36 protein-coding genes and 1 pseudogene are annotated in these 24843 nt (G+C 39.5%); 14 read left to right on the forward strand and 23 right to left on the reverse strand.

Annotated elements, in window-relative coordinates:
- Positions 1-111: 111 nt before the first annotated feature.
- The 13 genes from JCM15092_RS09150 to JCM15092_RS09215 form a co-directional block, all read right to left on the reverse strand.
- Positions 112-1164 carry a TerY-C metal binding domain-containing protein gene (locus tag JCM15092_RS09150; protein ID WP_024994399.1) on the reverse strand — a complete coding sequence of 351 codons (1053 nt, stop codon included), beginning with the start codon at positions 1162-1164 and terminating at the stop codon, positions 112-114.
- A gap of 19 nt (positions 1165-1183) precedes the next feature.
- Positions 1184-1825 (reverse strand): AIM24 family protein, encoded by a 642-nt coding sequence (locus tag JCM15092_RS09155; protein WP_024994400.1) that lies wholly within the window; start codon positions 1823-1825, stop codon positions 1184-1186.
- Between the two features lie 5 nt (positions 1826-1830).
- On the reverse strand, positions 1831-2469 hold the full coding sequence (locus tag JCM15092_RS09160; protein WP_024994401.1) for a vWA domain-containing protein: 639 nt from the start codon (positions 2467-2469) through the stop codon (positions 1831-1833).
- A gap of 17 nt (positions 2470-2486) precedes the next feature.
- Positions 2487-3137, reverse strand: coding sequence for a vWA domain-containing protein (locus JCM15092_RS09165; RefSeq protein WP_024994402.1), 651 nt, complete (start codon positions 3135-3137; stop codon positions 2487-2489).
- 95 nt (positions 3138-3232) lie between these two features.
- Positions 3233-3607 carry a tellurite resistance TerB family protein gene (locus JCM15092_RS09170; protein ID WP_034541837.1) on the reverse strand — a complete coding sequence of 125 codons (375 nt, stop codon included), beginning with the start codon at positions 3605-3607 and terminating at the stop codon, positions 3233-3235.
- Between the two features lie 29 nt (positions 3608-3636).
- Positions 3637-4275, reverse strand: a complete 639-nt coding sequence (locus tag JCM15092_RS09175) for a vWA domain-containing protein (RefSeq protein WP_024994404.1) — start codon at positions 4273-4275, stop codon at positions 3637-3639.
- Between the two features lie 27 nt (positions 4276-4302).
- Positions 4303-4914 carry a TerD family protein gene (locus JCM15092_RS09180; RefSeq protein WP_024994405.1) on the reverse strand — a complete coding sequence of 204 codons (612 nt, stop codon included), beginning with the start codon at positions 4912-4914 and terminating at the stop codon, positions 4303-4305.
- Positions 4915-4921: 7 nt separating this feature from the next.
- Positions 4922-5647, reverse strand: coding sequence for a TerD family protein (locus tag JCM15092_RS09185; RefSeq protein WP_024994406.1), 726 nt, complete (start codon positions 5645-5647; stop codon positions 4922-4924).
- A 15-nt stretch (positions 5648-5662) separates the two neighbouring features.
- Positions 5663-6208: a TerD family protein gene (locus JCM15092_RS09190; RefSeq protein WP_024994407.1), complete on the reverse strand. Its 546-nt coding sequence runs from the start codon at positions 6206-6208 to the stop codon at positions 5663-5665.
- A 129-nt stretch (positions 6209-6337) separates the two neighbouring features.
- Positions 6338-6970, reverse strand: coding sequence for a stress protein (locus JCM15092_RS09200; protein ID WP_024994408.1), 633 nt, complete (start codon positions 6968-6970; stop codon positions 6338-6340).
- Positions 6971-6972: 2 nt separating this feature from the next.
- Positions 6973-7644: a TerD family protein gene (locus tag JCM15092_RS09205; protein WP_024994409.1), complete on the reverse strand. Its 672-nt coding sequence runs from the start codon at positions 7642-7644 to the stop codon at positions 6973-6975.
- Between the two features lie 2 nt (positions 7645-7646).
- On the reverse strand, positions 7647-8204 hold the full coding sequence (locus JCM15092_RS09210) for a TerD family protein (RefSeq protein WP_185091810.1): 558 nt from the start codon (positions 8202-8204) through the stop codon (positions 7647-7649).
- Between the two features lie 151 nt (positions 8205-8355).
- Positions 8356-8556, reverse strand: a complete 201-nt coding sequence (locus JCM15092_RS09215; protein WP_024994411.1) for a helix-turn-helix transcriptional regulator — start codon at positions 8554-8556, stop codon at positions 8356-8358.
- Positions 8557-9475: 919 nt separating this feature from the next.
- Between JCM15092_RS09215 and JCM15092_RS09220 the strand changes: the two genes are divergently transcribed.
- Positions 9476-9850 (forward strand): single-stranded DNA-binding protein, encoded by a 375-nt coding sequence (locus tag JCM15092_RS09220; RefSeq protein WP_024994412.1) that lies wholly within the window; start codon positions 9476-9478, stop codon positions 9848-9850.
- A 99-nt stretch (positions 9851-9949) separates the two neighbouring features.
- On the opposite strand, the gene JCM15092_RS09225 is transcribed toward JCM15092_RS09220, so the two are convergent.
- Complete coding sequence (locus JCM15092_RS09225; protein WP_024994413.1) at positions 9950-10201, reverse strand: hypothetical protein; 252 nt, start codon at positions 10199-10201, stop codon at positions 9950-9952.
- 123 nt (positions 10202-10324) lie between these two features.
- Here JCM15092_RS09225 and JCM15092_RS09230 point away from each other — a divergent pair, with 123 nt between their 5' ends.
- From JCM15092_RS09230 to recD2, 8 genes and pseudogenes are all read left to right on the forward strand, one after another.
- Positions 10325-10894 carry a JAB domain-containing protein gene (locus JCM15092_RS09230; protein ID WP_024994414.1) on the forward strand — a complete coding sequence of 190 codons (570 nt, stop codon included), beginning with the start codon at positions 10325-10327 and terminating at the stop codon, positions 10892-10894.
- A 662-nt stretch (positions 10895-11556) separates the two neighbouring features.
- Positions 11557-12171 (forward strand): hypothetical protein, encoded by a 615-nt coding sequence (locus tag JCM15092_RS09240; RefSeq protein ID WP_024994415.1) that lies wholly within the window; start codon positions 11557-11559, stop codon positions 12169-12171.
- 444 nt (positions 12172-12615) lie between these two features.
- Entirely contained in the window at positions 12616-13179 is a 564-nt protein-coding gene (locus JCM15092_RS09245) for a phosphoribosyltransferase (protein ID WP_024994416.1), read from the forward strand.
- A gap of 2 nt (positions 13180-13181) precedes the next feature.
- Positions 13182-13672, forward strand: a pseudogene (locus JCM15092_RS18025) (SLOG family protein).
- Between the two features lie 33 nt (positions 13673-13705).
- Positions 13706-14083 (forward strand): hypothetical protein, encoded by a 378-nt coding sequence (locus JCM15092_RS09255; RefSeq protein ID WP_024994417.1) that lies wholly within the window; start codon positions 13706-13708, stop codon positions 14081-14083.
- A 233-nt stretch (positions 14084-14316) separates the two neighbouring features.
- Entirely contained in the window at positions 14317-15072 is a 756-nt protein-coding gene (locus JCM15092_RS09260; protein WP_024994418.1) for a ParA family protein, read from the forward strand.
- An 8-nt stretch (positions 15073-15080) separates the two neighbouring features.
- Positions 15081-15347, forward strand: coding sequence for an RH3 domain-containing protein (locus JCM15092_RS09265; RefSeq protein ID WP_024994419.1), 267 nt, complete (start codon positions 15081-15083; stop codon positions 15345-15347).
- 18 nt (positions 15348-15365) lie between these two features.
- Entirely contained in the window at positions 15366-17609 is a 2244-nt protein-coding gene (gene recD2, locus JCM15092_RS09270; RefSeq protein ID WP_024994420.1) for an SF1B family DNA helicase RecD2, read from the forward strand.
- 149 nt (positions 17610-17758) lie between these two features.
- On the opposite strand, the gene JCM15092_RS09275 is transcribed toward recD2, so the two are convergent.
- From JCM15092_RS09275 to JCM15092_RS09315, 9 genes are read right to left on the reverse strand one after another with little or no spacing between them, the layout of a single operon-like run.
- Positions 17759-18172 carry a secondary thiamine-phosphate synthase enzyme YjbQ gene (locus JCM15092_RS09275; RefSeq protein ID WP_024994421.1) on the reverse strand — a complete coding sequence of 138 codons (414 nt, stop codon included), beginning with the start codon at positions 18170-18172 and terminating at the stop codon, positions 17759-17761.
- 35 nt (positions 18173-18207) lie between these two features.
- Positions 18208-19224, reverse strand: coding sequence for a winged helix DNA-binding domain-containing protein (locus JCM15092_RS09280; protein ID WP_235782310.1), 1017 nt, complete (start codon positions 19222-19224; stop codon positions 18208-18210).
- Between the two features lie 19 nt (positions 19225-19243).
- On the reverse strand, positions 19244-19609 hold the full coding sequence (locus JCM15092_RS09285; protein ID WP_024994423.1) for an MmcQ/YjbR family DNA-binding protein: 366 nt from the start codon (positions 19607-19609) through the stop codon (positions 19244-19246).
- Between the two features lie 57 nt (positions 19610-19666).
- A complete protein-coding gene (locus JCM15092_RS15645) occupies positions 19667-19900 on the reverse strand; it encodes a hypothetical protein (protein WP_235782311.1) in 234 nt (77 codons plus the stop codon).
- A gap of 24 nt (positions 19901-19924) precedes the next feature.
- Positions 19925-20137, reverse strand: a complete 213-nt coding sequence (locus JCM15092_RS09295) for a hypothetical protein (RefSeq protein WP_024994424.1) — start codon at positions 20135-20137, stop codon at positions 19925-19927.
- 3 nt (positions 20138-20140) lie between these two features.
- Positions 20141-20713 carry a DapH/DapD/GlmU-related protein gene (locus tag JCM15092_RS09300; protein ID WP_024994425.1) on the reverse strand — a complete coding sequence of 191 codons (573 nt, stop codon included), beginning with the start codon at positions 20711-20713 and terminating at the stop codon, positions 20141-20143.
- Positions 20710-20985 carry a DUF1294 domain-containing protein gene (locus JCM15092_RS09305; protein WP_034541839.1) on the reverse strand — a complete coding sequence of 92 codons (276 nt, stop codon included), beginning with the start codon at positions 20983-20985 and terminating at the stop codon, positions 20710-20712. Before JCM15092_RS09305 ends, JCM15092_RS09300 begins: the two co-directional genes overlap by 4 nt.
- A gap of 4 nt (positions 20986-20989) precedes the next feature.
- Positions 20990-21295 (reverse strand): TIGR04076 family protein, encoded by a 306-nt coding sequence (locus tag JCM15092_RS09310; protein WP_024994427.1) that lies wholly within the window; start codon positions 21293-21295, stop codon positions 20990-20992.
- A complete protein-coding gene (locus JCM15092_RS09315; RefSeq protein ID WP_369384651.1) occupies positions 21282-21980 on the reverse strand; it encodes a recombinase family protein in 699 nt (232 codons plus the stop codon). The genes JCM15092_RS09310 and JCM15092_RS09315 overlap by 14 nt, the downstream gene beginning before the upstream one ends.
- 454 nt (positions 21981-22434) lie before the next feature.
- On the opposite strand from JCM15092_RS09315, the gene JCM15092_RS09320 reads away from it, so the two are divergent.
- The 5 genes from JCM15092_RS09320 (at position 22435) to JCM15092_RS17570 (ending at position 24727) form a co-directional block, all read left to right on the forward strand.
- Positions 22435-22899: a hypothetical protein gene (locus JCM15092_RS09320; protein ID WP_235782312.1), complete on the forward strand. Its 465-nt coding sequence runs from the start codon at positions 22435-22437 to the stop codon at positions 22897-22899.
- A gap of 54 nt (positions 22900-22953) precedes the next feature.
- On the forward strand, positions 22954-23304 hold the full coding sequence (locus JCM15092_RS09325; protein WP_024994430.1) for a hypothetical protein: 351 nt from the start codon (positions 22954-22956) through the stop codon (positions 23302-23304).
- Positions 23291-23782, forward strand: coding sequence for a hypothetical protein (locus tag JCM15092_RS09330; protein WP_024994431.1), 492 nt, complete (start codon positions 23291-23293; stop codon positions 23780-23782). Before JCM15092_RS09325 ends, JCM15092_RS09330 begins: the two co-directional genes overlap by 14 nt.
- Before the next feature lie 112 nt (positions 23783-23894).
- Positions 23895-24206 carry a hypothetical protein gene (locus tag JCM15092_RS17565; RefSeq protein WP_235782313.1) on the forward strand — a complete coding sequence of 104 codons (312 nt, stop codon included), beginning with the start codon at positions 23895-23897 and terminating at the stop codon, positions 24204-24206.
- The gene (locus tag JCM15092_RS17570) at positions 24203-24727 is read left to right on the forward strand and encodes a hypothetical protein (protein ID WP_235782314.1); all 525 of its coding nucleotides are present in this window, start codon (positions 24203-24205) and stop codon (positions 24725-24727) included. The genes JCM15092_RS17565 and JCM15092_RS17570 overlap by 4 nt, the downstream gene beginning before the upstream one ends.
- Positions 24728-24843 lie beyond the last annotated feature (116 nt).

Here is a 24843-nt window from a genome sequence, read left to right on the forward strand (position 1 = left end):
CTTTATATTTATTCCAAGCTTCATTGATTAACCATTTTTGGAAGTCATCTCCCTGAGCAAGTGATGCTTGAATTCCGCATTGCTCTAATAATGTTGTAACTAAACTCATGATTATCCTCTACTTCTGTTAACATCAGCACCACCAGCTCCAATAGCTGAAAGTTCACCTTCAAGACCACACCATGGACATTTGTTGTGAGATTCTTCACCTACGCAGAAAACATTTCCGCATTCACAAACGACTAAACCTAACTGATTACCGCAACATGGACACGTTGGTACTCCTACAAGTTCGGCTGTATTTATGTTTCTATTGGTAGAACCTTCTTGAGATAATGCTTTATAGCTTTCATTATCTACGGGATATGCACCAACTAATTTAAAGTCCATACAATTGAATCCTTCTAGTCCTTCAATTCCTAATGGCTTAATTCTCTTTGCATATTTGATTAGATAGTTCTTTCCTGTTGTCTGGCATTTACCTAAAAGTACAGCAAAGTTTTCATCTATCTTGCAAGCTTTAGTTGTGTCAACTTTTTCAAGATTGATGCCTGTAGTAGGAGCTAACTGTATATCGTCAGTACCACAATCAGTTACAGAAACGCTTGTTGTTTTAATGGAGGCTGTTACCCATTTGAAGAATTTTGAGAATGATTCAGCATCAGTATCTTTTAAACGTAAAACGTTGTCAGATATTTGACCTAACATTTGGGTGTTTACATTATCACCTATGGAAATAGCAACTAGGTTGCAACTTCTTTTGTATTTAGAATTCCATCTGTCAAAGGCTGCTTTATAATCGTCAGTAGGAGTTCCATCCGTGAACAAGAAAATGATAGGTTTCCAGTCTCCTTTCACCTCTGTTGTTGTCTTTTGAATAGATTTATCCAAATCGTCCATAAGGTAATTCATTGCTGTTCCCAATGATGTACCTCCACCAATAGGAAGTGTAGGAGGATAGAACTTATATAGTTCTGTCAATGGTGAAAGATTTTGCGCTTTACCTGCAAATGCGATAACAGAAACAAATACTGTTTCCAAAGCGTATGGATCAACGCGTAAATCCTGAATGATTGTACGCATACCATTTTGAACCTGTTCAATAGGTTCTCCAATCATAGATTCTGATGCGTCTATGAGGAAATAGATAGGTAATCTTCTCATATTATTTATTTTTTTATTGTTATCTAATAATTGGCACACTTGAAAGAAATACTTTGCCGGGGCCTGTTATTCTTGTCATTAAAAAGCCTTCTCCAGATACTAGGTTTCTTACTATATTCGTATTTCTTTGAACTGATATTCTTGAATCGTCAATATCATAAAGAGCTTTGATATGGTCTTCATCAACAACAATTTCTTCACCAGATACTAAATCTCTTTCAATAAGAGAATCTATACAATCAAAGAATACAGTAGAATCTCCTGTAACTTTTTGATATGTAAACCCAGCTCCAGTGAGTAACTTGTTTATAGAAAAATTTAGATCAATCTGAACTCTATTATTTGATGCCACATAATCACCTCTTCTTAAAATTAGTGTATGACCTGGTGTAACTTTTATATATTTAAGACTACCTGTTCTTCCAGATACTACAATTTTTTTTGTCGAATTTGATATATTCTGATATTTTATTAAGAAGATTGATTCACCTGACAATTTGCTGCTTATTACGCTAGCCAAACCATTGCCAGACATCAATACTTCTTGATCAATACCATTATCCATATAGATTAGTGCACCTCTCTCAGCATAGAAGCATTCTCCTTGATTCAAAGTTGCTTCTAATGCTTGAAAAACATTACCGATTAATTTGCAATTCATATTACTTAAATTACTACGTTCACTTCTTCTGGAGGAGGAGGTAAAACAAGTTCTTCTGTTGCTCCCATAGATTTATTTCCTTCTCCAATAATTCCGCTTACCCATTTGAAAAATTTCATTAGGGATGCGCTATCTAGGGTATCTATTTGATATACTTTATCTGATAGTAATCTTAGTTCTTCGGTCTTTGCTTTAGGACCAGCTGCACAACAAACAATCGTTGCAAAGTTGCTATTCTTAACTTTGGGGATTACATTGTTAAAAGCTTGTATATCTGAAGGCTTTCCGTCGGTCATTAAAAATAAAAGAGGCATCCAGTCACCCTTTTGTTCTTTGCTGCCTTTATTTACTTCTTTATCAACTTTCTCGCAAAGCATTTCCAAAGCAGCACCCATGTGAGTCGGTCCACTATCAGGTGTACTTATCTCTGGCATTTGTAAATCGTCAATAGGCGTAAGTGGAATTAACTGATTTACATCTTTATCGTATGTGATTATACTTATACTTACTGTTTCCAGTGCGTATGGATCATTGCGCAATGTACTTAACATTGCTTCGATACCAACCTTTACAGATTCAATAGGTTCTCCTTTCATTGAACCGGAGGTATCTATTAGTAGATAAACAGGTAGTCTACGTGCCATATATATAAATTGTCGTTTTAATTATTTGTTGAACGCAATACTTTGATTTCATTTGGAAGAGGTGGAAGAGCATCTATAGCCATATCATATTCTCCAGCAGTTTCAATTTTCATACTTGTAGTACTAATTGAACTGGATATCCACTTGAAATATGACTTGATACTTGTAGAATCGATAGTTGATATCTGAATTACATCGTTTGTAATTTTTCTCAACACATCAATATGAGATTTTTCACCCGCAGCGCAAGCTACCACCACACCGAAAGTAAGCTTTTTGAACTCCGCAATTGGTTTTGCAATTGGTCCACTATAGCCACCATCTGATAAGATGAATAATAATGGCTTCCAATCACCTTTTGTTTCTGGAGTGTTCTTATGTACTTCTTCGGGAACTTTTGAAGTTAACAGCATTAGTGCTTCGCCTAAGGCCGAGCGACCTTTTGCTATGATTTCTGGTAGGTGAAATTTATATACTTCTGTTAGTGGAACAATTTGTTCAGCTGAAGCGTTATAGGTTATAATGCTCAAACAAACTGTTTCTAAAGCATATGGATCTTGGTTTAATGATTCTATAAGAGACGTAATGCCTCCCTTTACCGCTTCTATGGGTTCTCCGCGCATAGAAGTGGACGTGTCTATCAATATATAAACAGGTAAGCGTCTCATGTTTCTAAAACTTTAAAATAAGTCTTTCTTAACTAGATAATAGGTATTGCGTGTAGGCTTAGGGCCTTCTAATCCCAAGCCTACAGCAATTTTTTTTAGAGTAGAACTGCTAAATTTGCAGGGAAACTCTTAGCTTCTGCTTTCAGCTTTTCCAACAGAGCTTTTTCAGTTCCGTCAACCTGACCATCAGCGCCGATTTTATCAACTAACCATGCGGCTTCATTTTCATCGATTTCACCTGGTGATACTTCATCTTTCAGTAAGAAATCAGCAATAGCTTGAATAAAAAAAGCTTCCCAAGAGGCATCATTTGCCTTGCCTGTTACAGCATCGTTCAATTCGAATAAGAAATCTGCCTCTTCTTTGTCAATGATACCATCAGCATAAAGGACTTCCTTCAATTTCGCAACTTCTTCGGCATCAATTATACCATCGGCAAGAAGTTCAGCCTTAAATTCTTGTAAATTCATAATCTGATTAGTTTAAAATTATACTATTGTTATACCACGATGTTTACTTCTGGTGGAGGAGGTGGAAGTTCACTCATACTACCAACATCTGCACCTGTATCTTCAACCTTCATACTTCCTGCACTGACAGATGCAGAAACCCATTTGAAGAATGATTTGATAGTTGCGCTATCCGTGGTATCAAGTTGAACAACACATTCTGTGATTTTCTTCAAGACATTTGTGTCAGCCCCTTGACCTGCAGCACAAGCTACGACCATACCAAACTTTCTTTTCTTGAATTCAGCTAAACCTTTAGTGATGTCATCTGTAGGAATACCATCGGTCATGATGAAAACTAGTGGTTTCCAATCACCTTTTTGTTCAGCTGTGGTTTTAGTGACTTCTTGGTCAACTTTTGTTGAGAGCAAAGACAAAGCTTCACCAAGTGCAGTACATCCATTAGCCTCAATGTTTGGCTGTTGGAAGGCTGATAACTCAGTCATAGGTGTCACTTGTTTTGCAGAGCTGTCGAAAGTAATGATACTCAAGTACGCAGTTTCCAATGCATAAGGATCTTGGCGTAATGTAGAGACCAAAACTTGAACACCGTTCTTAACTGCTTCAATAGGTTCGCCATACATTGAACCAGAACAGTCGAGAAGTAAATAAACAGGTAATCTTCTCATAATAAATTCTTTATATTGTTAATAATATTACAAATATCTTTGCTTCACGGTTTTGAGAGTACTCTCAAAATCATGATCCTTAGTAGGTTCGCCAATAGCGTTGAATTTCCACTCACCATTACGTTTGTAGAAGATACCCATTACCATTGATACGTTACCAGCAAAAGTTGGGTCGTTAGCCACATCGTAAGTAGCGAACACCTCTTTCACAACAGTAGGAGTGCCTTCGTAAATACGAATAGATGCAAACGGAATTGTCTTGAAGTCTTGTTGTTGGAAACTATTCAGCACAAAAGCAATTTTATCGGTCTTGGGATTTAACTTAGTCAAATCAACAGTAATTACCTCGTTGTCCAAACCGTCATCTCCATCAGTATCTCCTGTTCTGTCATCTCCACTATGTTTGATTGCTCCATCGTTGGAACCTAAGTGGCGGAACCATACACGGTCTATGATGTTTCCTTCAGCATCAAATTCAGCACAACTTGCATCCAAGTCTACAGCTTCAGTACGTGTCATCCCAAACCATCCTTTTTTCTGTATTGCTCCCCAGTTTACACCAACACATACAGTGGTCAGTTTTGAACCATTATTTTTTTCAAGGTTGATTCTTTGACCTTTTTCTAGTCTTATAGCCATGTCTTTTCTATTTTGAATAGTCTTTAATAACTCGAACTATAGTATTCACGATGGATTTATCTTCGAATGCATCTCCAAGTGCTGCGAACTTCCATTCTCCATTGCGACAATACAATTTTCCCATAACTAGAGCTCTCATACCCTGGCAATTTGATTTTGTAGCTACATCGTATGATGCAAAAATCTGCTTTGGAGGGCAGTCCGGCTTACCTTCAAACATACGAATGGAAGCGTATGGTATTTCTGAGAAATCACCTTTGAATTCATCGTTGTTATAGATATTCAAAAAGAAAACAATCTGATTAACTTTGCTTGTTACTTTTTGTAAATCTACTGTGATAATCTCGTTATCAAGTCCGTCGTCGCCATCTTGATCTCCTTGAAGGTCATCACCGGTATGATGAAGAGCTCTATCCAAAGAATCTAACTTACCATCGGGTAAACCAACGTTATGTTTTGAAAATTGATAAAGTGGAGAGTAGATGTGGTCGCAGATATTGCCTTCCTCATCAAACATCAAGCAGCTAAGGTCCAAGTCAACATCAATTGTAACACTGACATTTCTCCATTCTGTTTTTCGACCGAATCCAAGAAAGCCTTCGTTCACAATAAACTCTTGGCGTTGTGTCTTGGTAATAGCACCCCAGTTGCAGCCAACACAAAAATTGGTTAGTTTAGAACCATTCGATTTTTCAAGGTTGATTCTCTGACCTTTTTCTAGTCTAATTGCCATAGTTCTAAAAGCGTTTTAGTTGTATTTATTGATGAATTCTTGTAGACCTTGCTTGTATCCAAGACCGATTGCTTCGAATTTCCACTGACCATTTTTCTTGTAAAGACGGCCAAATTCAACAGAAGTCTCAATGCTAAAATCTTCTTCAAGTTCATATTTCATTATTTCTTCATTTTTATCGCATACTCTAATGAAAGAGTTATGAACTTGTCCGAAGTTCTGTTTACGTTCGTCAGCTTTGTGAATTGTAACAACAAAGCAGATCTCAGTTGCTAGAGGGCTTATTTTGGCTAAATCGATAAGAATTGATTCGTCATCACCTTCACCTTCACCTGTTAGGTTGTCGCCAGTGTGTATAACAGAGCCATCAGGTGATTTTAGATTGTTGTAGAATACAAAGTTCTCATCAGAAAGAAGCTTTTTGTTCTCTCCCAAAATGAATGCAGAGGCATCCAAATCGAAATCAACTCCTGTGTTTGATTGGTTAGTGTCCCATCCCAATCCAATAGAGAATTGTTGAACATCAACATTAACTCTTTGTCCTTTTTCTAGATTTATCATATGTGTTTCTTTTATTGATTTGATACTGCAAATGTACAAAGGTATATGTCGCTCAAGAAATTGTTGAAACGTTTTCCATCATTTGGCACTTTAGTAGCAGATTTAAGTTGCAACATTGCAATAGGCTATTTATTTGCTTCCTGCAGAGTAGGTAAATCCCCAGCCATAGCATTTATCACAATTTGAATGATTATCATGGAATGTAACCAGCTTCTTTACTTCCATTGAATTATCGACACCAAATTCAATTGAGGCAATAGCGCAAAAACGTTTGCTGTTGCTTTGCTGTCCCATCTGAACAATAATGTCTTCACAGCCAGGAACAGATACTTTCACAACTGCGTTGGTATCTGCCCACTTAGCTGCACCTTCAAATATAAAAGTGTATACTGTTATACGTTTGATGTTTGAAATGCCATTAGGGTTAACCAATATAGTTTCACCAGATTCTGATGAACCCCCTCTGTCATCTCCTTTATGCCAAATCCATGGGGATTGAGTATAGCATCCTTGACGAGTTTGATGATTTCGATCACCGCCACGGCCATGAGAGAATTGAAGACCATCTATCAGCATCTTCTTTCCATCTCTTAGTTCATAGAAGCAACCTAAATCCAAATCAATGTCTCCACCTCCAAAGATTTTTTTTAATAGACCTCCTTTGCTCCAGTCGAGATTGATTTTAATTTCACCTGAGAAAGAAGTTCCTTTATCAAGGTTTATGCGGTGCTTATCACCACTCTTTTCAAGAATAATTGCCATAATTACATAAATTTTGAGACAAGTTCTTCTAAACCTCCTTTATGTCCAATACCCAATGCTTGTATTTTCCATTCACCATTGTGTCGATATAAACGGCAGAATTCAATTGATGCACATGTAGAGAAGTCCTCAGTAAGGTCATAGCGATATTCTTCTGCACCTTCTTTTTCATGCCCTGGCTTATATAAACGCACATATGCACGTTCAACCTGACCAAAGTTTTGTTTTCTCTTTTCGTATTCGTAGATACTAACGGAAATGATGATTTCTTGAATATCAGATCTAACTTTAGAAAGGTCAATGTCCATGGTTTCATCATCACCATCTTCTGAAGTTTGTCCGTCTTCATCATCAACTGAACCAATTACAGAAAGTTCTGGATCAACAGGACGAGATTCGTGACGCATTTTCTGATTCCCTTCTTCTGTACTTGGCCAATTTGAAGATGGAACTATAATCTTTAAATTAGATGGAAGAACTCTCTTAGATGAATTGTAGAAAACCAAATAATCATCAGCTAGTGTTTTTTTGTTGGAACCAATCATGAAAGCGGCAACGTCCAAGTCAAATGGGTACTGAGAAGCACCTTCATTAACATCCCAACCTAATCCTACATGGAAAATATCCATATCTTTGAGAACTTTATTCTCGCCTTTAACTAAATTTACAGCCATAATTATCCAACATATTTATCAACGAAATACTGCAATCCACCTTTGTAACCGATGCCCATAGCTTCAAATTTCCATTCAGCACCTTTCTTATAAAGACGGCCAAATTCTACAGCAGTCTCGATACTGAAGTCTTCATCAAGATCATAACGAGCAATGTCAGTTTCAGTATTAGCATCATAAATGCGGATATATGAATTGTGTACTTGACCAAAATTCTGTTTACGAGTAGCAGCCTCATGTATAGTTACGGTGAATACGATTTCCTGAATACGAGGATCAACCTTGGTTAAGTCAACAGTTAGCGTTTCATCATCGCCACCATCGCTATTACCTCCAGTTGTATCATCGCCTGATGATTCAACAGCTTTGTCTGGAGAAAGTGGATTGTTGTAAAAAATAAAAAACTCATCCTGTGGCAACTTTTTATTGCTACCTAACATAAACGCAGAAGCATCTAAGTCAAAGTCAAAACCAGTACTCTCGTTTGGATCCCAGCCTAATCCAACGCCGACTTTTGATAAGCCTATTTCAATGCGTTGGCCTTTTTGAAGATTAATCATAATCGTAATATTTTTAAATTAGTTTACACTTCACTATTAAGTCATCGATATAATACTGATAACGACAATTGCAAAAACACTTATCGAGTGCTTAGTTGCGAATGCATGTATTTATATTTATTGACATATTACTCCTGTTTATTCAGATGTTCTATTTTCGGATTAATTCACTGACATCAACCTCCAAACATCTGGCTATCTGTATCATATTCGCCAATGTTGGTTGGGCACTGTTTGTACACCATTTGGATATTGTAGCTGGATCTTTGTCAAGTTGTTCAGCAAGCCATTTATTGGTACGCTTTTTTTCGGCCAATACCACCTTCAGACGATTCAGATCTTTATTTTCCATAAGATACATCTTTAGTTTTCTTACCTGCAAAAATAATGTTTTTCTCATCATTATCGTTCTGAAATAATAAAAAAAACGATATTTCAAACAAAAAATTGTTGAAAATGTCAATTTTAGCACAATTTTCCTCGATAATTACGCTTAGCTTTGCTTATATGAATCAAGTCCGGATTTTTTCTGGGCTTGATTCTATTCTCCGAAACATCCTTTTTTATGCCTACTTATATAGGAATCTCAACCTTTTATTTCTTTTATTGTCTATACTCGCTATTTTGCGACCGATGCCACTTTATAGTCGAAACAGTGTTTCTGCCTTTGGTCTTGGTTTCCTTCCTTTTTTTCAATCATCGGATTGTCACAAAAGGTTACTATGAGATCCGTGATAGACACTGATTCATTCTTATCAGTTCTTCGTGTATTCTTGTTACACGGCTAGTTCTGACCTTACTTTGAGAGTTCGGGCACTTCTATTGTTGCAATTTCAATGGCAAAGCTTAACATCGGTATCTTTATTTTTCTATTATCTCTATGCTACTGCCAAGAGTGCTTCACATGCTATTGTGGACGGATAACCTCCTAGACAAAACCACCTGCAATATTTCTGTTCTGCTTCACATCCAATTTTCGGGCGAAGTCACATCATTTTTCTCATTGCAAAGCTATAATGCAGCACAGCCTTAGCTGTTACGGGACATTTCATTCTGACCAATGGCGTAGCAGGCACAATCTTCCTTTTTGTTCCCAAATTGCTCACACTCGGACGAGAAAACAAGTTTTCTCTTCTCTCGCTTAATCGCAATTTTTTTCTGATGCTTGGAATAAAAAGAGTATTGCACCGCTATCCTTGGTGCTGCCCTATGTCTGCAATATCTTCTGGCAATATAAAAATTGATTGTATAACTTCTAAAAATTTACAGATATGAAGAAGATTGAAAATTCATTCGCAGTTACAGGTTTCGTTGGTAAGGATGCTGAAATCCGTCAGTTCACTACCGCAAGTGTTGCAAGATTCTCTTTGGCAGTCAGCCGCACAGAGAAAGCAGGTGTAGATACCACCAGAGTATCAGCTTTCATGGCCGTTGAGACCTGGCGCAAAAATGAAAGTGCCTCTTTCGACCTCTTGAAGAAAGGTCAGATGGTTACTTGCCGTGGATTCTTCAAGCCAGAAGAATGGTCTGATAAGGATGGTGTCAAGCATAACCGAATCATCATGGTAGCTACCGAGTTCGGTCCAGCCGAAGAAAAAGAAGATCCTGCCGGACAGGAAGCTAAGACTTCAAAGGCCAAGAAATAGTTCTTGGTTTCTCACACAGATAAAGCGGCTTTCGGGTCGCTTTTTTCTTGCTCGCATATTGCTTATCTCTTTTATTTGCCGTAGATATTACGGATATGCCTATTTATAAATTCCTGTTTTACAGGTTCTGTTATCCTGTTTTACTCTGACGATTATTTCTCTTCCTCTGAATGCAGCTTTATCTCCTGCGCCAAAAACCATCGGATGTTCTCCTTTCTCGCTGCAAAGGTATGTATCCGTCGAAGATACAAAGGTCATGCTCAGTTTCAATTGAAATCTCCACCTGTGTAGGTCGTATTTCAGTTGAAAACCTTTGTGGACTTCTCTTTCGGATACCTGATGATGCAGCATAAAGGCGAAACATACTCCGACGATAGACGACGGAATAAAAAAAACTGCATGCAGCGAGAAATAAAGGGTTAAAGGCTCTCACCTCGCTTCTCCAGATTCAAGAATAAATTAAAAATAATGGTTATGACTACAATTTACGACAATGACTTACGCAGTCTATCAGACAATGAGTTGATTTACAACATCTCTAACAAGCAGGTTGAAAACGAACAGACGTCATTTGATGAGTTCATCAATTCTCTGGCCCCATCCAAGAAGAAGTTTGCAATGAATGTAATAGAACTATTCAGAAGAAACGTAGAACGCAAATCTGAATCAGCTACCATTACGTGTTCAGATTCTATATATCAATTGATGAAACCAAATTTGTATGGATTGACTCACGAAGAGTTTTGGGTGATTTTCCTCAATCAAGGCGGTAAGCCGATTAAAGTTCAGCGTTTCAGCAAAGGAGGTTTGACATCCACGGTGGTTGATGTTCGTTTGATTTTGAAGGAAGCTTTCCTTTGCAATGCTACCTGTGCAGCCATTTGCCATAACCATCCAAGCGGAAACACACGCCCTAGTATGGAGGATGATAAGATGACAAACAAACTAAAAGAGGCTTTTAAGACTTGTGATATCCGTTTGTTAGACCACGTTATTGTGAGCGATGAGAGTTTCTATAGCTATGCCGACGAGGGCAGACTCTAAATATCAAGATTTGATTCAGGCGACTTTCGGGTCGCTTGAATTATTCATGCCCCCGGCGGATCCATTTTTATACTACTTGTCTTCTTCTGAAGAATACTGTTATACTTGCTTTGCTTCTATTCTTTTATATACTTTCACCCACACCGGAATATCTGAAATAGTTTGCGCATAGAGTCTCCACTTTTGCATGGTTTCGACACTATGCTGCAAAGAGCCAAACAGAATCGTCTTTCGCACTTTGCCTATAGGGGAAATAGTGACTGCGTCATTATTCTGCCTCAATAGTCTGCTTTACGAAAGACCATTCTCTTATGTTTGGCTTGACTATTTCGGATATTCCTGCCCACCCGAAAGAATTGGACTGTTATATATTCTTTACGAGGATGTCCTTTTCTATCTGGGCTCTATGATTACTAATGAATACCATTTGGCACTGCGCTATTAGATTACAATAAATGTTTATCAAGCCTCTCTGTTTTCTCACTGCAAAGGTATGTACGCTACATTCCTGCCAATGAACCATGGTGGTTATTTGTGATCCTTTCAGGCAAATAACAACGATGAACCCTTGGCTTGAGAATTTTCAGCGCACCTTTTGTGGCAGTGTAAAACGAAGGCTTTTTATTAAACCTTTTATTGTCTAACTTAATATTTTTTACGCTATGCCAAATTGGGCTTCTACAGATTATCAGATCGTAGGGAAAAGAACTGAAGTTCAAAATCTCTACAATAAGTTCAAACAAGTGATTGCTACAGACCGCAGTTACGAGAAAGATGGTACAACCTTTTTGCCAAATTCAAGTTGGCTTGGATATGTTGTTAAAGACATACTAGAGATTGACCCAGAAACGGAAGTAATTCCTTGCAGAGGTACAATCGAGTGGTTACAAGAGGAACCGGACATTGATGAAGCCAACGATACTGCATCTTTCCAACTTATGACAGAGACGGCTTGGTCAGACTGCCGAAAATTATTCTTCACGTTGATGGAGAAATATGACGTTCAGATATTCTTCATTGTGGAAGAACTTGGATGTGGTATTTTCCAAGGCAATGATGAAGACGGACGTTACCTCACATCCCGTTACATTGTGGATGATTTCGATGAAGGTATGGATTATTATTCCACCTTTGACGAAGTAGCCGAGATTCTTGAGAAACTCACAGGCAAAATCGTCTATGACTTTAAACAAGCCGAAAAGCTGATTGAAGATTGCGAGTTGGATGAGAAGATTGCTATCCACGAGATTGAATATGTTTCTTTGAGTGATTTCTAATCCCTTTGCTTATCCATATACAGAGAACCACGATTGCTTAGGTAGTTGGGGCTTTCTGCTTTCAGGACGCAGGTTACTTTTATAATTGTCCTTTAGACTGCTATCCGCAAGGCTACCTCTTATAGGCTTTTATACTTGGCTTCGCTTTGTCCTTTTTTACATCCTTCTTGATTCCCTATTTTTAGCTGATAAGACTATCATCTTGTTCACCAGAGCGATGGAGTATTTCTCTGCAAAGTTATCGAGTGTCTTTGTCAAACGTCAAAACACGCCATAGCTTGATGATCAAAAATCTTCCTCTGTAGCTAAAGCTATAGAGCGTATTTTCTATCTCAGTTTTGCCTTATTGCCGCCACTCACTTTGCCGGCAGAAAAATAGTCCCTCGTCAGGTTGAAAAGCTTGAATGTAAGGGAAATGAATCATTTAACTAATTCATTTTGAATATGGCAATAACAGATGAAAGCATTTTGAAGCAGCTTAGGAAATTGAAGGTTTGTTTCCTCAAATACTATCCGGTACGGGTAAAGAAGAACATCGGCATTGAGCAGCAGTTGGCTCGTCAGATGGTTTGGGACTTCAAGGATGGTAAGAACTTTGAGCAGGTTGCCGTCAGAGTGGCAGCCGAACTAAAGTCACAGTTTGGTGAGAAGGTCACTGAGATTGTGTTTTGTTGTGTTCCGGCATCTTCAGCAGAGAAGAATGAAATCCGTTACAAGGAGTTTTCTCGTATTGTTTGTGAACTATCGGAAGCAATTAATGGCTATCCGCATATCAGTGTGCAAGGCGAACGTTTGGCGGTGCATGAGCATAACACTGAAAAGAGTATCACCAAGGTTCAAGTGGTAGATTTTGATGAACCATTCTTTGCTAACAAGTCTTGCTTAGTATTTGACGATGTAATAACAAGAGGTATCAGTTTTGGAACATTCGCCAATAAATTAGAAGCTTTTGGAGCCAATGTCTTAGGCGGTTTCTTTTTAGGTAAAACATCATATAAAGTATCATGAGTATGGACAAATTATTTTTGAATAAAAGTCAGTCTGTTGCATTCACAGGACATCGCAACATCATTGGTAACAAGCGACCAGAGTTAAGAGTAGCAGTTGATAATGCCCTCATAGAACTCTATCAAAGTGGTTATCGTAATTTTATCAATGGCATGGCAATGGGGTTCGATTTATTGGCTGCATCTGCGTGATAGCATTGAAACGTAGGTTTTCGGATGTAAAGTTGATTGCCGTTGTGCCGTATCGTAATCAAAGTGAGAAGTTCAGTGAGTATGAGCAGAAACGCTACCAATACGCTTTGCAGAATGCCGATGAAGTGATTGTGTTGCGTGAGAAATATAGCAATGGTTGTCTGTTGAGACGCAATGACTATATGTTGGCTCATGCAAGTGGATTGATTGCCTTCTATGATGGTAAACCCAAAGGCGGTACTTTCTACACCATTCTTAAAGCAAGTGAAAGCAGTATGCCAATAATCAATCTGTTTCGATAGTTAATAAATTATTCACATTAAAAATATACTGATATGGACAAAGAGTATTTGTTGGAAGTAGTAGGAATCATTAAGAGTCAGTTATTAGGAACAACCCCTATCAATACCATTATGTCGTGGGGCGTTTCGGGGTTTATCGCAACCAATTTCAAGGATATGCCAACCTTGATGTTTCATGTGTCAGGTAGATTGTTCACCGGCTTTGTGTTGGTGGCTCTCAATGAAGGTGCAGATTATTATGAGATTTTTCTAAGGAATGAAGATGGCATTCGTCATCTTGCAACCGATGTATGTTTCGAGGATTTTGGACGGCTTATCGATATTGCGGTGGAGCGTGGTGAAAATCCTGCCGAGTATGAAGCCTTTTGCCAGGAGCAATGGAAGAAACTTCTTACCGGTAATTTCTCTTGATTTGACTCTTTTCTTTATCTCCGATGGTAAGCATTTTATCTACTATCGGAGATAGGAAAGTAGTAAATACTTTTATAATTATTCATTTTAAAATTTATTATTTTATTGTGTATGAGCATATACTACACATAGTAAGAACTAAATATATTTAAATAGTTTTAGATATATTCACTATTATACGTATGTACTAATTATTCATCGTATCTTTGTAACGCAATTAAAAGTTTAATACAATGACAAAAATTATAGCCATACTTAACCATAAAGGTGGTGTTGGAAAAACGACCACTACCATCAATCTTGCAGCTGCTTTTCAACAGAAAAAAAAGCGTGTTATGGTCATCGACTTAGATGGTCAGGCAAACCTAACAGAATCTTTCGGTTATTCTATTGAAGAAGAGAAAACTGTATATGGAGCACTTAAAGGAGAATATGCTCTTCCTCTTATAGAAACAGAGAGTGGCATCACCCTTGTTCCTTCTTGTCTGGATTTATCAGCAGCAGAATCAGAGCTTATCAATGAGCCCGGACGTGAAATGATTTTACGTGGTTTGATAGCCAAGGTTCCTAATATCGACAAGTTTGATTATGTCCTCATTGATTGTCCTCCCTCATTAGGTTTGCTTACCTTGAATGCTTTGACTGCATCTGATTATCTGATCATTCCGGTGCAGGCTCAATTCCTTGCAATGCGTGGTATGGCTAAGATTATGAATGTGATTCAGATTGTACAAGAACGTTTGAATCCTAATCTAAAAGTCGGTGGTATTGTCGTCACTCAGTTTGACCAGAGAAAAACGTTGAACAAGAGCGTGAGTGAACTTATCAAGGATTCGTTCTGCGACCAAGTGTTCAAAACATTCATTCGTGATAATGTAGCTTTGGCAGAAGCTCCTATCAAGGGACAGAACATCTATGAGTATAACAAGAATAGCAACGGAGCCAAAGACTACATGGAGTTGGCTAAGGAAGTGCTTAAACTAAAATAATAAAAATCATGAGTAAAGGTGATTTATTAAAAGACAGCATGAAGGGTGGATTGAATGGATTGATTTCATCTACCACTTCTGTAAAGGAAGAGAAATCAACATCCTCTTCTAAATCGGTAGCTGCACCTGAAAAGGAATCAGCGGTACATTGTAACTTTATCATCAACAAAAGTATTCATAAACGTATGAAGTATCTTGCCATCGACCTGAACAAGTCTTTGAAAGACATTGTGAACGAGGCCATGGAAGAGTACTTGGAGAAACACGAACGATAATCCTCTAACCATCTGCTTATGCTAAAAATCCGTTGTGTAGTAGAACACATTACTTATCAGAATGCCGAGAATGGTTATTCGATTATGAAGGTCAATGTAAAGGGTTACAAAGACCTCGTTACCCTTGTGGGCAGTCTATTGAATGTGCCTGTAGGAAGTGTGTTGCTATGCGAAGGTGATTGGAAAGTGGATAAGAAATACGGTAGTCAGTTTGTGGTGCAATCTTACGAAGAGGTGATGCCGGCTACTATCTTTGGCATTGAGAAATATCTGGGTAGCGGATTAGTAAAAGGTATCGGGCCCAAATTTGCCAAACTGATTGTCTCAAAATTCGGACTGGAGACCATCGATGTGATTGAAACGGATATTGAGCGACTGCATGAGGTGGCTGGTATCGGCAAAGTCCGTGTGGAGAAGATTCGTGAGAGCTGGGAGAAACAGAAGGATATCAAGAATGTGATGCTTTTCCTGCAAGGCTATGGCGTGAGCACGGCTTATGCTGCCAAGATTTATCGGCAATATGGCAAGGAAAGTATCGAAAAAGTAAAAGGTAATCCTTATCGATTGGCTGATGATATTTGGGGTATCGGTTTTAAAACTGCTGACGGCATTGCCAATAAAATGGGTTACGAAAAGAATGATCTTCGCCGTTGTTGCAGCGGACTGCTTTATACGCTCAACCAACTTAGCAACGAGGGTCATGTGTATGCCGAGGAAGAACAATTGGTCAAGGCTGCAATTACGTTGCTGGAGGCTGATGAAGAGAATATTCGTCAGGCAATGACTGATATGATTCGGGAAGAGAAGTTGATGATGGAACAAGAGGCTATTTATCTCCCTCCTTTTTATCACTCTGAATGTGGTACAGCAAAACGTCTTTTGGCCCTAATGAATGCATCAGACAATGGCAAGCATCCCAAATTTAATTTGAAAGCCATTGAAAAAGAAACCGGCATAGAATATGATGAAGTGCAGATAGCTGCTATTCGTCAAGCGGTAGATTCTAAAGTGATGGTGCTCACTGGTGGCCCAGGTACAGGAAAAACAACCACTACACAAGGTATCATAGCAGCTTTGAAAACTGCCGGATTACAGATTCTATTGGCTGCTCCAACAGGTCGTGCGGCCAAGCGAATGAGTGAGGCTACAGGTATGGAAGCCAAGACGATTCATCGTTTGTTGGAGTTCAATCCTGCCGATGGCTACAAACGCAATGATGAGAATCCGTTGGAAGGTGATGCGTTGATAGTGGATGAATGTTCGATGATTGACATCATTCTGATGAACAACCTCATGAAGGCAATTCCACTGGGGATGCGTTTGGTGTTTGTGGGCGATATTGACCAGTTGCCTAGTGTGGGTGCAGGCAATGTGCTTCGTGACATCATTGATTCACGGAAGATACCTGTTATACGACTGACACGCATCTTCCGACAGGCGCAATCCAGTCGTATTGTAATGAGTGCCCATGCCATCAATCGGGGTGCATTTCCTGATTTGAGCAATGGCAAGGATACTGATTTCTTTTTCATCAAAAATGATGATGCAGAACAGGTAGCTACCAACATTGTACAGTTGGTAAAGAATCGTTTACCCAAGGCTTACAGTATGCCGACCAACAAAATACAAGTGCTGACTCCCATGCAACGGGGTGTGGTAGGTGCATCGAATTTGAATATCGTATTGCAAGAGGCTATCAATCCAAGCAAGATAGGCTTGAACCGTGGCGGTTATTCTTTCCGTCAAGGTGATCGTGTGATGCAGATTCGCAACAATTACGATAAGAATGTGTTCAATGGTGACTTGGGGTATATTCAGGATGTGGATATGGAAGAGCGCACCTTGATGGTAGATTTCGACGGAACGCTAGTAGAGTATGAGGTGAGCGAGCTGGATGAGTTGACATTAGCATATGCGACCACCATTCATAAATCCCAAGGTTCAGAATATCCCATTGTCGTGATGCCTGTGTTGATGAATCACTATGTAATGCTTCAACGTAATCTCATTTATACGGGCATTACTCGTGCTAAGAAAATCTGTGTGCTGATAGGTTCAACCAAGGCATTGGCTTATGCCATTCACAACATGACTGTTCTGAAACGCAACACCAAACTCAAGGAACGACTTAATCCTTTATTGGCTGTCGCAAAGGATAGCAAGGTAATCCCTTTGGAGAAGCCAAGCTATCAGATAGAAAAAGATTCCTCTTTTGACATGGTTGCCGAAGATAAGACTCTGTATGGGGATAGAAATAAGTAAGACATTAACTAGGATGATAACAAGCAATTCCTGAAGAAGAGCGTAAACGACAGCTCCTTGAAGAGCAAGAAGCTAATCGTAAACGCTTTGATAATAAGATGCGTCGAAAAGAATATAAGTGATAAGGGTACTAAGTCCTTGGTTTATCCTTATTCACCAGAGATAGTGGCAACGATTTTTCTAGCCCCACCATAATCTCTAAACTCACACAAGTAAATGCCTTGCCAAGTTCCCAAATTCAATTTGCCATTTGATATGGGGATGGTCAGGCTTGGTCCTATGATGCTACATTTAGCATGAGCCGGCATATCATCCAAACCTTCCAACGTATGCTGATAATAGGGTTCTCCCTCTTTTATCAGGTGATTGAAGATGCCCTCCATGTCTATGCGCACATCAGGATCTGCATTCTCATTGATGGAAAGCGCACAGCTGGTATGTTTGATAAACAGATGTAGCAGCCCTACCTTGGGCAGTGTTGGCAATTTGCCAATAATTTCACCTGTAACGACATGAAAACCACGACGATGTTCTTTTAAACTGAATTCTATTTGTTGCCACATATTGGTTGGTCTAATATTTTATTCATCATATATTGTTATTTCCATTTGATTCGTTGTTTCTGGTATGCTTGCCAGTCTTTTTCCAAGTCAATGACGATGTCTAGATCAAACATTTTTGTCTGCAAGGTACTTTTATACGGATACCAATTGCCACAAATCTCTCCATCCTTCGCTATGATGGGATACAAAACGCCATTATTGTTGTGCGCATGATGACGATGCTCGGTAGCAAGAACCACATCTCGACTCTTATATCCAATTAGATATTCATCAAAAGGGGGCAGAAGATGGGTGCAGCCTTTACGGAAGCCTTTGGTGCGACAGGTATCCAATATATAGAACATCCTCTCCTTCCAAGTTTCAGTGAACAATCTGCTGCCTAGCAGTTGAATGCCTCTTTTACAATCTCCTGCATTCAATCCTGACCACCACACGTAATCTTCCAAAGTGGCAGGACTACGGCTCTGGAAATATTTGGTAGTAAGCAGAGACAATGCTTCATCTCTACTTAGCTTTGTGGTTGAATGTATCTTGTTTTCGGCAAGGCAATAAGTGGCTTTACTAGGATGAAGGTTGCCACTGACCAGGCATCCGTTAAGCTCGGCCAAACGAATATGATAGGATATACGATGGTCGTCCATTAAGAATCCATGCTGAACGAATGCTTCTGTGATATCCTCCTTGGTTATATCCTTTCTGTCTGCAACAGTATCGATGATGATTCTTTTCATGGTAAGAAGTTCCTCTTCAGGTATGTTGATTTTATTGGATTTCATCCAACCGTTCAGTGTCGATAGACTTTTTGGAGCACACAGTTCGAGCATCCATCCATAATCCTTTGCAGTTATTAATTGCCAAGTACAGCGTAGCAGATGCATTCGGATAATTTCACCACTGTTATAGGCTTCTCGAAAAGCCTCTTCCGATGGTTTCTTGGTGCGCATTGCCACTGCCCATCGCATCATGCGGTAGTCCTGGGCTTGCATGGCACCCAAATGAGATACAATTTCTGTGGGATTATTGAACTGCGGACTGATGAGCTGCTGGTTCAAAAGACGGATGGCAACTGGATTAATCATGATTTTTTTGCTGATTTTCGATTTCTTGTCTTAAAACTTTGGGCAAGTGTTTAACAACTGTATTATAAGAATTCAATATTTGCTCTTTTATAAATTCATTTGGCAACTTTTGCAGATACAAGTCATTCCAATGAACCTTATTCATGTGATAGGCAGCCGTTACTCCTTCATAATGTTCCCGAAGCATTTCTCCTTCCTTTGGCGGTAATTTTACGGCCACTCTTGGTTCGGGGGCATCGAGTTGCAGCAGCATGAACCATTTGCCCTTTACTCGAAAGGATAACCAGTTCTCGGCAAACAAATCCTCTGTGGTACAATCGAGGCTTAGTGCATAGCTTCTTGCGTCTTCGATATTCATGGCGGTACATTTATATGATGAATGTTAGGCTTGCTATTGCTATACAAAACAGAATAGTCAAGCAACATCCGCTATTGCCGGCACTTCCTCTTTTATTACCTGAGGCAGCTTTAGCCAAGTCGAAGATACTGAAGGTGGTTCTTCTATAGACTTGATTATACAGAGCCTTCTTGGGATGCAATATTCCCATTCCCTTTCTTCCATATCCTGGATGATAGCTTTCTTGACGGCTCTGTTCAGCCTGCCTGTTGTACGTGCGCTTATACTCTTTTTGAGAGATGGCGTTCTCATTCCAAATTTCATAGGTCTTTGATTTTAAGGTAATTCAATTTGATTTGTACCTGCACATAGTGAAGCGATATAGTCGATAAACTGATTTTCTGATGGTTGCTCGTCATAAAGATAGAGTAGTGCATCATCTTGAGCAGCCTTTGACTGGACAAGAATACGCATGGCTGTAACTATCATGCCGTTGCTATAGCCAAGGTCTTGCATCTGTGCGAGTAGTGCTGATTCTTTGGAGGTCATTTGCTAATCCTCCTGAATATTCTTGATGAACTTGGCAGGAACACCACCCACGACAGTCATAGGCTCAACATCACGTGTTACTACTGCTCCGGCTGCAACGATAGCACCATCACCAATAGTTACCCCTTGAGTAATTACAGCATTCGCTCCAATCCAGACATTATTACCTATAATGATAGGTTTGAAAGTCATGCTTCCTCGATGTGATGGTCGCTCATAATGATTGATGGTAGCCAATACCACGTTATGACCGATAAGAACTCCATCCCCAATTGTAATTCCACCTTGGTCTTGGAACTTACATCCTGCATTGATAAAGACATTCTTGCCAAATGTCATATTCTTTCCGCAGTCTGTTGTGAATGGAGGAAACATACCGAATGATTCATCTATCTCTGTACCAGTCAGCTCTGATATAAGAGCCAAAAGTTCCTCGTGAGTATGGTATTTGTTATTGATTTCCATAGTGATGCGTAAAGCGTCTTGTGACATGGAATGCATCAGCAGGTGTGCTTCGGAACCTCCTTCAATACGTCCATTGATACGTATGTATTCTTTAAATTCTTCTATTGTCATAATGTTAGTATATAAATCGTTATACTTATTTGTAGCAGTAACATTGTCGGAACACCGATGTAGAATTTCTTATGCATCGTTTTATGGTGAAAAAGATACATACCACTTAAAGCTCCGATACTTCCACCAATTCCTGCCATGATAAGCAAAGTAGCTTCGGGAATTCGCCATTTGCTATGTTGGGCTTTCCATTTGTCGATGCCATACATTATCAAGGTAATGACGTTGATGATTATCACATAGCTAATGATTATCTTTTCTATTGTACTCATTGTTTTATTGTTCTATTGTTTCAATGTAAAAACTAACAGGACGAAAGCCATCGTTGCAGGATATCATAGCTGATTTTGGGTTCTTCATCCAACCATCGTAGAAGTTCTCACCACCATGTGCCAATGTCATCACGAAAGACTGCATGGATTGCCAGGCACTTTCGCAAAGACCCTCCGGCTTCTGAGCATCGATGGATATAAACGTTTGTCCTTCTTGCATATCGCAGGTATGTTCAATCGGGTTCTCGTATTTTGCTGAAAGGTCTGTATGATACACTCTCCTGATTACTGTAATCTTAATCCTTTTCATTGTCGTCTTCTTTTGAGTTGGAACGTTTCTTCAATGGTCCTTTTGTATGGCCTCGATTCAAATCTACACCTGCCACATTCAAGATGCGGAACAGGGAACTTCTACTTTTGAATCCGCTTCGTTGCCAGATGTCATCGATGGTATGACCACTCTTGTACATGTTGACCACCATCTTGTTGCGTTCCAGTTTAAGCAAGGTTGCTGAAGTGTGTGCCTTGATTGGCTTTTTCAGCTTGCTTGTACTGCTGTTGGCTCTACGCATCGCCAAGGCTTCTTGTGGTAAGGTTGCCATCATATTAAGGATATCCGAGGAACGGGTATCTTTAAACATTTCTCCTGTTGAATCTATCCTGTCACGGATGGATATCACTCGCACCATGTTCTTGCGGCAAAACTCCAGGAGAATGGATAGTTCCCTGGCTCCTCTTACGGCATTGCTGAATTTACCAACGACCAATTCGTCACTGGTGGTCAATGCTTCGATGAGTCGTTGCCATTCAGGACGAAGCTTCTCATGGATATTCTGTTCTTCAATGATCTGTTCACAACCATTGTCCAACATCCACTGTTTGTCTTCTTCTAAATACTTATAGTGTGGAGTATTCCACAGGTATCCTATTCGTGCCATACGCAGAGTATTATTTATTGCTTGCAAATTTACTGGATATTTCTCGTTGAAAATCATACTTGGCACTAAAGATATTTAATTCAGCGATTTTTACCTCGTTTTTATGGTTCTGCCGACAGATAAATCAGCTTCAGATGGCATTTCCAAACGGATTAGTTGCTTTTGTACGTGTTCTATTTTCGCTTAAACGGCTGTTTTTTTCGATTGGGCTGAAAATGGTTTGGATAACATCTGCAAATATCCTTTTATCGTACTCGATAATTATCAGCAAGTTACGACTTAAAAAAGCGTTTTCATACTTTTGAGTATGAAGGTTAAATAACTCTATAACAATTTGTTAGAGTTGGTTTTGATGGAATTTTGCACTTAACTTTGCAGCGTTGTTCTTTGAGACATGAACAGACTTTAATGGCAAATTATGACCGATGAAGCGATGTAATTCATCAGAAAATTGCTCGTAAGTTCAATTATGCCAATTATTCGGAATGACAGCGTAATAATAATCATACTAATGCATAGATATAATATGTTGATAGAAGATGGAATTGAATTGTTCAAGATCTCTGCGCCATTGATGGTGCCAGAAGTATTTGCCATGAGTAATCTACAGGACGTGGAGATTCATGAGGATGAAGGTATTCTGATGTATGAGCTTCCTCGTCCCATAGAGTTTGAGGATATGCTCAACTATCTGGAAGACCAGATGGAATTCATTCTGTTGTACTATCACAGAGCGTTAGAAGATATGAAGTTTGGATTGAGCTGTTGTGCTTATTCCAATCCGAAGTATGGTCACATGTTCAAGATCAATGCTGCCACCAATGTGGATGGTCTTTGTGAGCAGGTATATGTGACCATCTATGATTCTTTGGACGATATGTATGGTGAGATTTTGAAAGAGTTGCATAACAAACGGACGATTGGCAAGTATCTCTATGAGAAGTCTGAGGCCAGTGTCATGGGCGATTTCTTTTGATATGAACAGGGTGCTTTGGAAGAAGATGGCTATCCTAATTGACCGTTACCGTACATGGATTACTGTTCAAGGTATTTATCGGATGATTGGTTTCTGTTTGTATCTGGTGGACTTTTGAAAAGGTATGCCAATCCGGTATTCAATTTGATTGTGAAGTGGCCGAGAGGAAATAAGGTCCGTGGACAGGTGATTGGCATTTCTGAATATGAAATGAATCGTGCCATCCGAAAGTTGAGTAATGCTGATACTGGTTTTGCCCGTCGGATTCGGTGTCTGGAGCCAACTCCCGAAGATGTGGAAGCAATCGTTTTGGAAGCATCGTGGGGCTACGTTCAGTTGGAGTTAGAAGTATATGATAAAAATTTAAGAACCAATAAACAACCATTAAAAGATGATTTGGAATAGTTTACTATTGATTTTCCCTATCCTTATTCTCGTGGCAGCTTTGCGTTGTTACAAGAAGGATGGCAAGTGGATGAATGCCTTTTATAGCAGAATGTGTTTTCATGATGTTGCCAGAAGGTTATATGTGCAGTTGGTCATGCTTCTGCTTATCCTGTTCCAGTTCATACAGATTCAGACGCATATATCAGCCATCGATACTTTTATACCGTTATTGATCACGGCTCTGCTGATTCGCTTTTCCATGGCAGAGTTGGTATTATACGCTCTAAAGAAACGTATGATAATGGTATCGGTCTGTTCGTTGGTGTTGGTTGGTCTCTTTATTCCTCACTGCTTCTCTATGGCTGTAGCACTCGGAATTTTACTGGTGGCTTCCATATTCTATCCATCTCGTAGGATTAGAAGCATGGTGGAAAGTCCCGATGAGATATTCTCTCTTACTTCCATACCGGGGCAACTTGTCGCCAACTATTATTGAGCAACACAAAACTTTATATAAACAACATTTGAATTAAAACAAGTTGACCATAACTTCCCGGTTCCCTTGGGTCAGCGCAAACAAGTAGTATTAACATCCAAAACAATTGAAGATGAACAACAACTTATCTTATGAGGTCAGTCATGTCGTGATCACTCCACGCTTGATTGAATTCCTCAAGCAAAAGCCCAAGGGACGCTTTACTCGACTGGAGGCGTATTTCGACCTACTGAGTAGAGCCATGGTCAAAAAGCCATTATCAGTATTGCCCAAGGCTGCATCAGCAGAGCTACTGGGTGAATTTGACACCACGGTAACAGAACTGGCTGGTGACTGGGCTTGGCAACGGGCTACTGTCCGTGACTTTCTGAGTGAATTATCCGCTATCGGTCAGTTGGCAAGGCTGATTCTTACAAAACAATGACCATTACCTTCGAGGCATTGAAGTTTCGATGGCTTCAGGAGGAACTGGTTAAAGAGGAAGCTACGATTGAACTGCTGAAACAATCGGATAAGAAGAATGCCAAAGATCACTCATCAGCTAAAGAGACTGGCTTATTTCCAACAGATGCTGAAGGTGGCGATGCTGATGGTTCTGTTACTGGTAATGAAAAGAGTCAGATGAATGATGATGCTATCTCTGAGCTGGAAAAATCACAACGCATGGTTTGTCGCGAACTCTATGAGGAAATATTCGCTGACATGAGCGCAACCATCAGAGAATGGGCATATACTCCCAAGGTGGAACATGCGCTCTTCAGGGCCTACTACAATCTCTGTGGCGCAGACCGTAAGCGTTGGCAAGAATACCTTGGTCGTATGCCGAAGGACAATACGCTCAGCTTGACGATTTATGGCAATGAAACGATGCGCACGACAGCGGACAAGGTCGAGTCGTACTTCATTCGTTTCGGCACAGAATTTCTGAAGGAGGGTAATGAGTAACAAATAAACGCATAATCACGCTCGCAGTGGCGTTGTTGATACAGGATGACGGGTCACATCATTCTCCCTTAGTTTAGGTGGCATATCGCTTAACAAGAGCGTTTACGATAGACCCC

Source organism: Phocaeicola paurosaccharolyticus JCM 15092 (assembly GCF_000613805.1).
Classification (GTDB): Bacteria; Bacteroidota; Bacteroidia; order Bacteroidales; family Bacteroidaceae; genus Phocaeicola; species Phocaeicola paurosaccharolyticus.

Coding starts and splice junctions, on each gene's coding strand:
- JCM15092_RS09325 (WP_024994430.1), top strand. CDS start 22,954: ATGGATTACTGTTCAAGGTATTTATCGGATGATTGGTTTCTGTTTGTA.
- JCM15092_RS09165 (WP_024994402.1), bottom strand. CDS start 3,137: ATGAGACGCTTACCTGTTTATATATTGATAGACACGTCCACTTCTATG.
- JCM15092_RS09180 (WP_024994405.1), bottom strand. CDS start 4,914: ATGGCTATAAGACTAGAAAAAGGTCAAAGAATCAACCTTGAAAAAAAT.
- JCM15092_RS09320 (WP_235782312.1), top strand. CDS start 22,435: ATGCATAGATATAATATGTTGATAGAAGATGGAATTGAATTGTTCAAG.
- JCM15092_RS09170 (WP_034541837.1), bottom strand. CDS start 3,607: ATGAATTTACAAGAATTTAAGGCTGAACTTCTTGCCGATGGTATAATT.
- JCM15092_RS09285 (WP_024994423.1), bottom strand. CDS start 19,609: ATGAATATCGAAGACGCAAGAAGCTATGCACTAAGCCTCGATTGTACC.
- JCM15092_RS09185 (WP_024994406.1), bottom strand. CDS start 5,647: ATGGCAATTAGACTAGAAAAAGGTCAGAGAATCAACCTTGAAAAATCG.
- JCM15092_RS09310 (WP_024994427.1), bottom strand. CDS start 21,295: ATGAAAAGGATTAAGATTACAGTAATCAGGAGAGTGTATCATACAGAC.
- JCM15092_RS09150 (WP_024994399.1), bottom strand. CDS start 1,164: ATGAGAAGATTACCTATCTATTTCCTCATAGACGCATCAGAATCTATG.
- JCM15092_RS09260 (WP_024994418.1), top strand. CDS start 14,317: ATGACAAAAATTATAGCCATACTTAACCATAAAGGTGGTGTTGGAAAA.
- JCM15092_RS17565 (WP_235782313.1), top strand. CDS start 23,895: ATGAACAACAACTTATCTTATGAGGTCAGTCATGTCGTGATCACTCCA.
- JCM15092_RS09265 (WP_024994419.1), top strand. CDS start 15,081: ATGAGTAAAGGTGATTTATTAAAAGACAGCATGAAGGGTGGATTGAAT.
- JCM15092_RS15645 (WP_235782311.1), bottom strand. CDS start 19,900: ATGAGAACGCCATCTCTCAAAAAGAGTATAAGCGCACGTACAACAGGC.
- JCM15092_RS09215 (WP_024994411.1), bottom strand. CDS start 8,556: ATGGAAAATAAAGATCTGAATCGTCTGAAGGTGGTATTGGCCGAAAAA.
- JCM15092_RS09245 (WP_024994416.1), top strand. CDS start 12,616: ATGGCAATAACAGATGAAAGCATTTTGAAGCAGCTTAGGAAATTGAAG.
- JCM15092_RS09160 (WP_024994401.1), bottom strand. CDS start 2,469: ATGGCACGTAGACTACCTGTTTATCTACTAATAGATACCTCCGGTTCA.
- JCM15092_RS09205 (WP_024994409.1), bottom strand. CDS start 7,644: ATGGCTGTAAATTTAGTTAAAGGCGAGAATAAAGTTCTCAAAGATATG.
- JCM15092_RS09255 (WP_024994417.1), top strand. CDS start 13,706: ATGGACAAAGAGTATTTGTTGGAAGTAGTAGGAATCATTAAGAGTCAG.
- JCM15092_RS09190 (WP_024994407.1), bottom strand. CDS start 6,208: ATGATAAATCTAGAAAAAGGACAAAGAGTTAATGTTGATGTTCAACAA.
- JCM15092_RS09210 (WP_185091810.1), bottom strand. CDS start 8,204: ATGATTAATCTTCAAAAAGGCCAACGCATTGAAATAGGCTTATCAAAA.
- JCM15092_RS09175 (WP_024994404.1), bottom strand. CDS start 4,275: ATGAGAAGATTACCTGTTTATTTACTTCTCGACTGTTCTGGTTCAATG.
- JCM15092_RS09330 (WP_024994431.1), top strand. CDS start 23,291: ATGATTTGGAATAGTTTACTATTGATTTTCCCTATCCTTATTCTCGTG.
- JCM15092_RS09275 (WP_024994421.1), bottom strand. CDS start 18,172: ATGTGGCAACAAATAGAATTCAGTTTAAAAGAACATCGTCGTGGTTTT.
- JCM15092_RS09300 (WP_024994425.1), bottom strand. CDS start 20,713: ATGACAATAGAAGAATTTAAAGAATACATACGTATCAATGGACGTATT.
- JCM15092_RS09230 (WP_024994414.1), top strand. CDS start 10,325: ATGACTACAATTTACGACAATGACTTACGCAGTCTATCAGACAATGAG.
- JCM15092_RS09240 (WP_024994415.1), top strand. CDS start 11,557: ATGCCAAATTGGGCTTCTACAGATTATCAGATCGTAGGGAAAAGAACT.
- JCM15092_RS09220 (WP_024994412.1), top strand. CDS start 9,476: ATGAAGAAGATTGAAAATTCATTCGCAGTTACAGGTTTCGTTGGTAAG.
- JCM15092_RS09225 (WP_024994413.1), bottom strand. CDS start 10,201: ATGCTGCATCATCAGGTATCCGAAAGAGAAGTCCACAAAGGTTTTCAA.
- JCM15092_RS09305 (WP_034541839.1), bottom strand. CDS start 20,985: ATGAGTACAATAGAAAAGATAATCATTAGCTATGTGATAATCATCAAC.
- JCM15092_RS17570 (WP_235782314.1), top strand. CDS start 24,203: ATGACCATTACCTTCGAGGCATTGAAGTTTCGATGGCTTCAGGAGGAA.
- JCM15092_RS09200 (WP_024994408.1), bottom strand. CDS start 6,970: ATGGCAATTATTCTTGAAAAGAGTGGTGATAAGCACCGCATAAACCTT.
- JCM15092_RS09295 (WP_024994424.1), bottom strand. CDS start 20,137: ATGACCTCCAAAGAATCAGCACTACTCGCACAGATGCAAGACCTTGGC.
- JCM15092_RS09315 (WP_369384651.1), bottom strand. CDS start 21,980: ATGATTTTCAACGAGAAATATCCAGTAAATTTGCAAGCAATAAATAAT.
- JCM15092_RS09155 (WP_024994400.1), bottom strand. CDS start 1,825: ATGAATTGCAAATTAATCGGTAATGTTTTTCAAGCATTAGAAGCAACT.
- recD2 (WP_024994420.1), top strand. CDS start 15,366: ATGCTAAAAATCCGTTGTGTAGTAGAACACATTACTTATCAGAATGCC.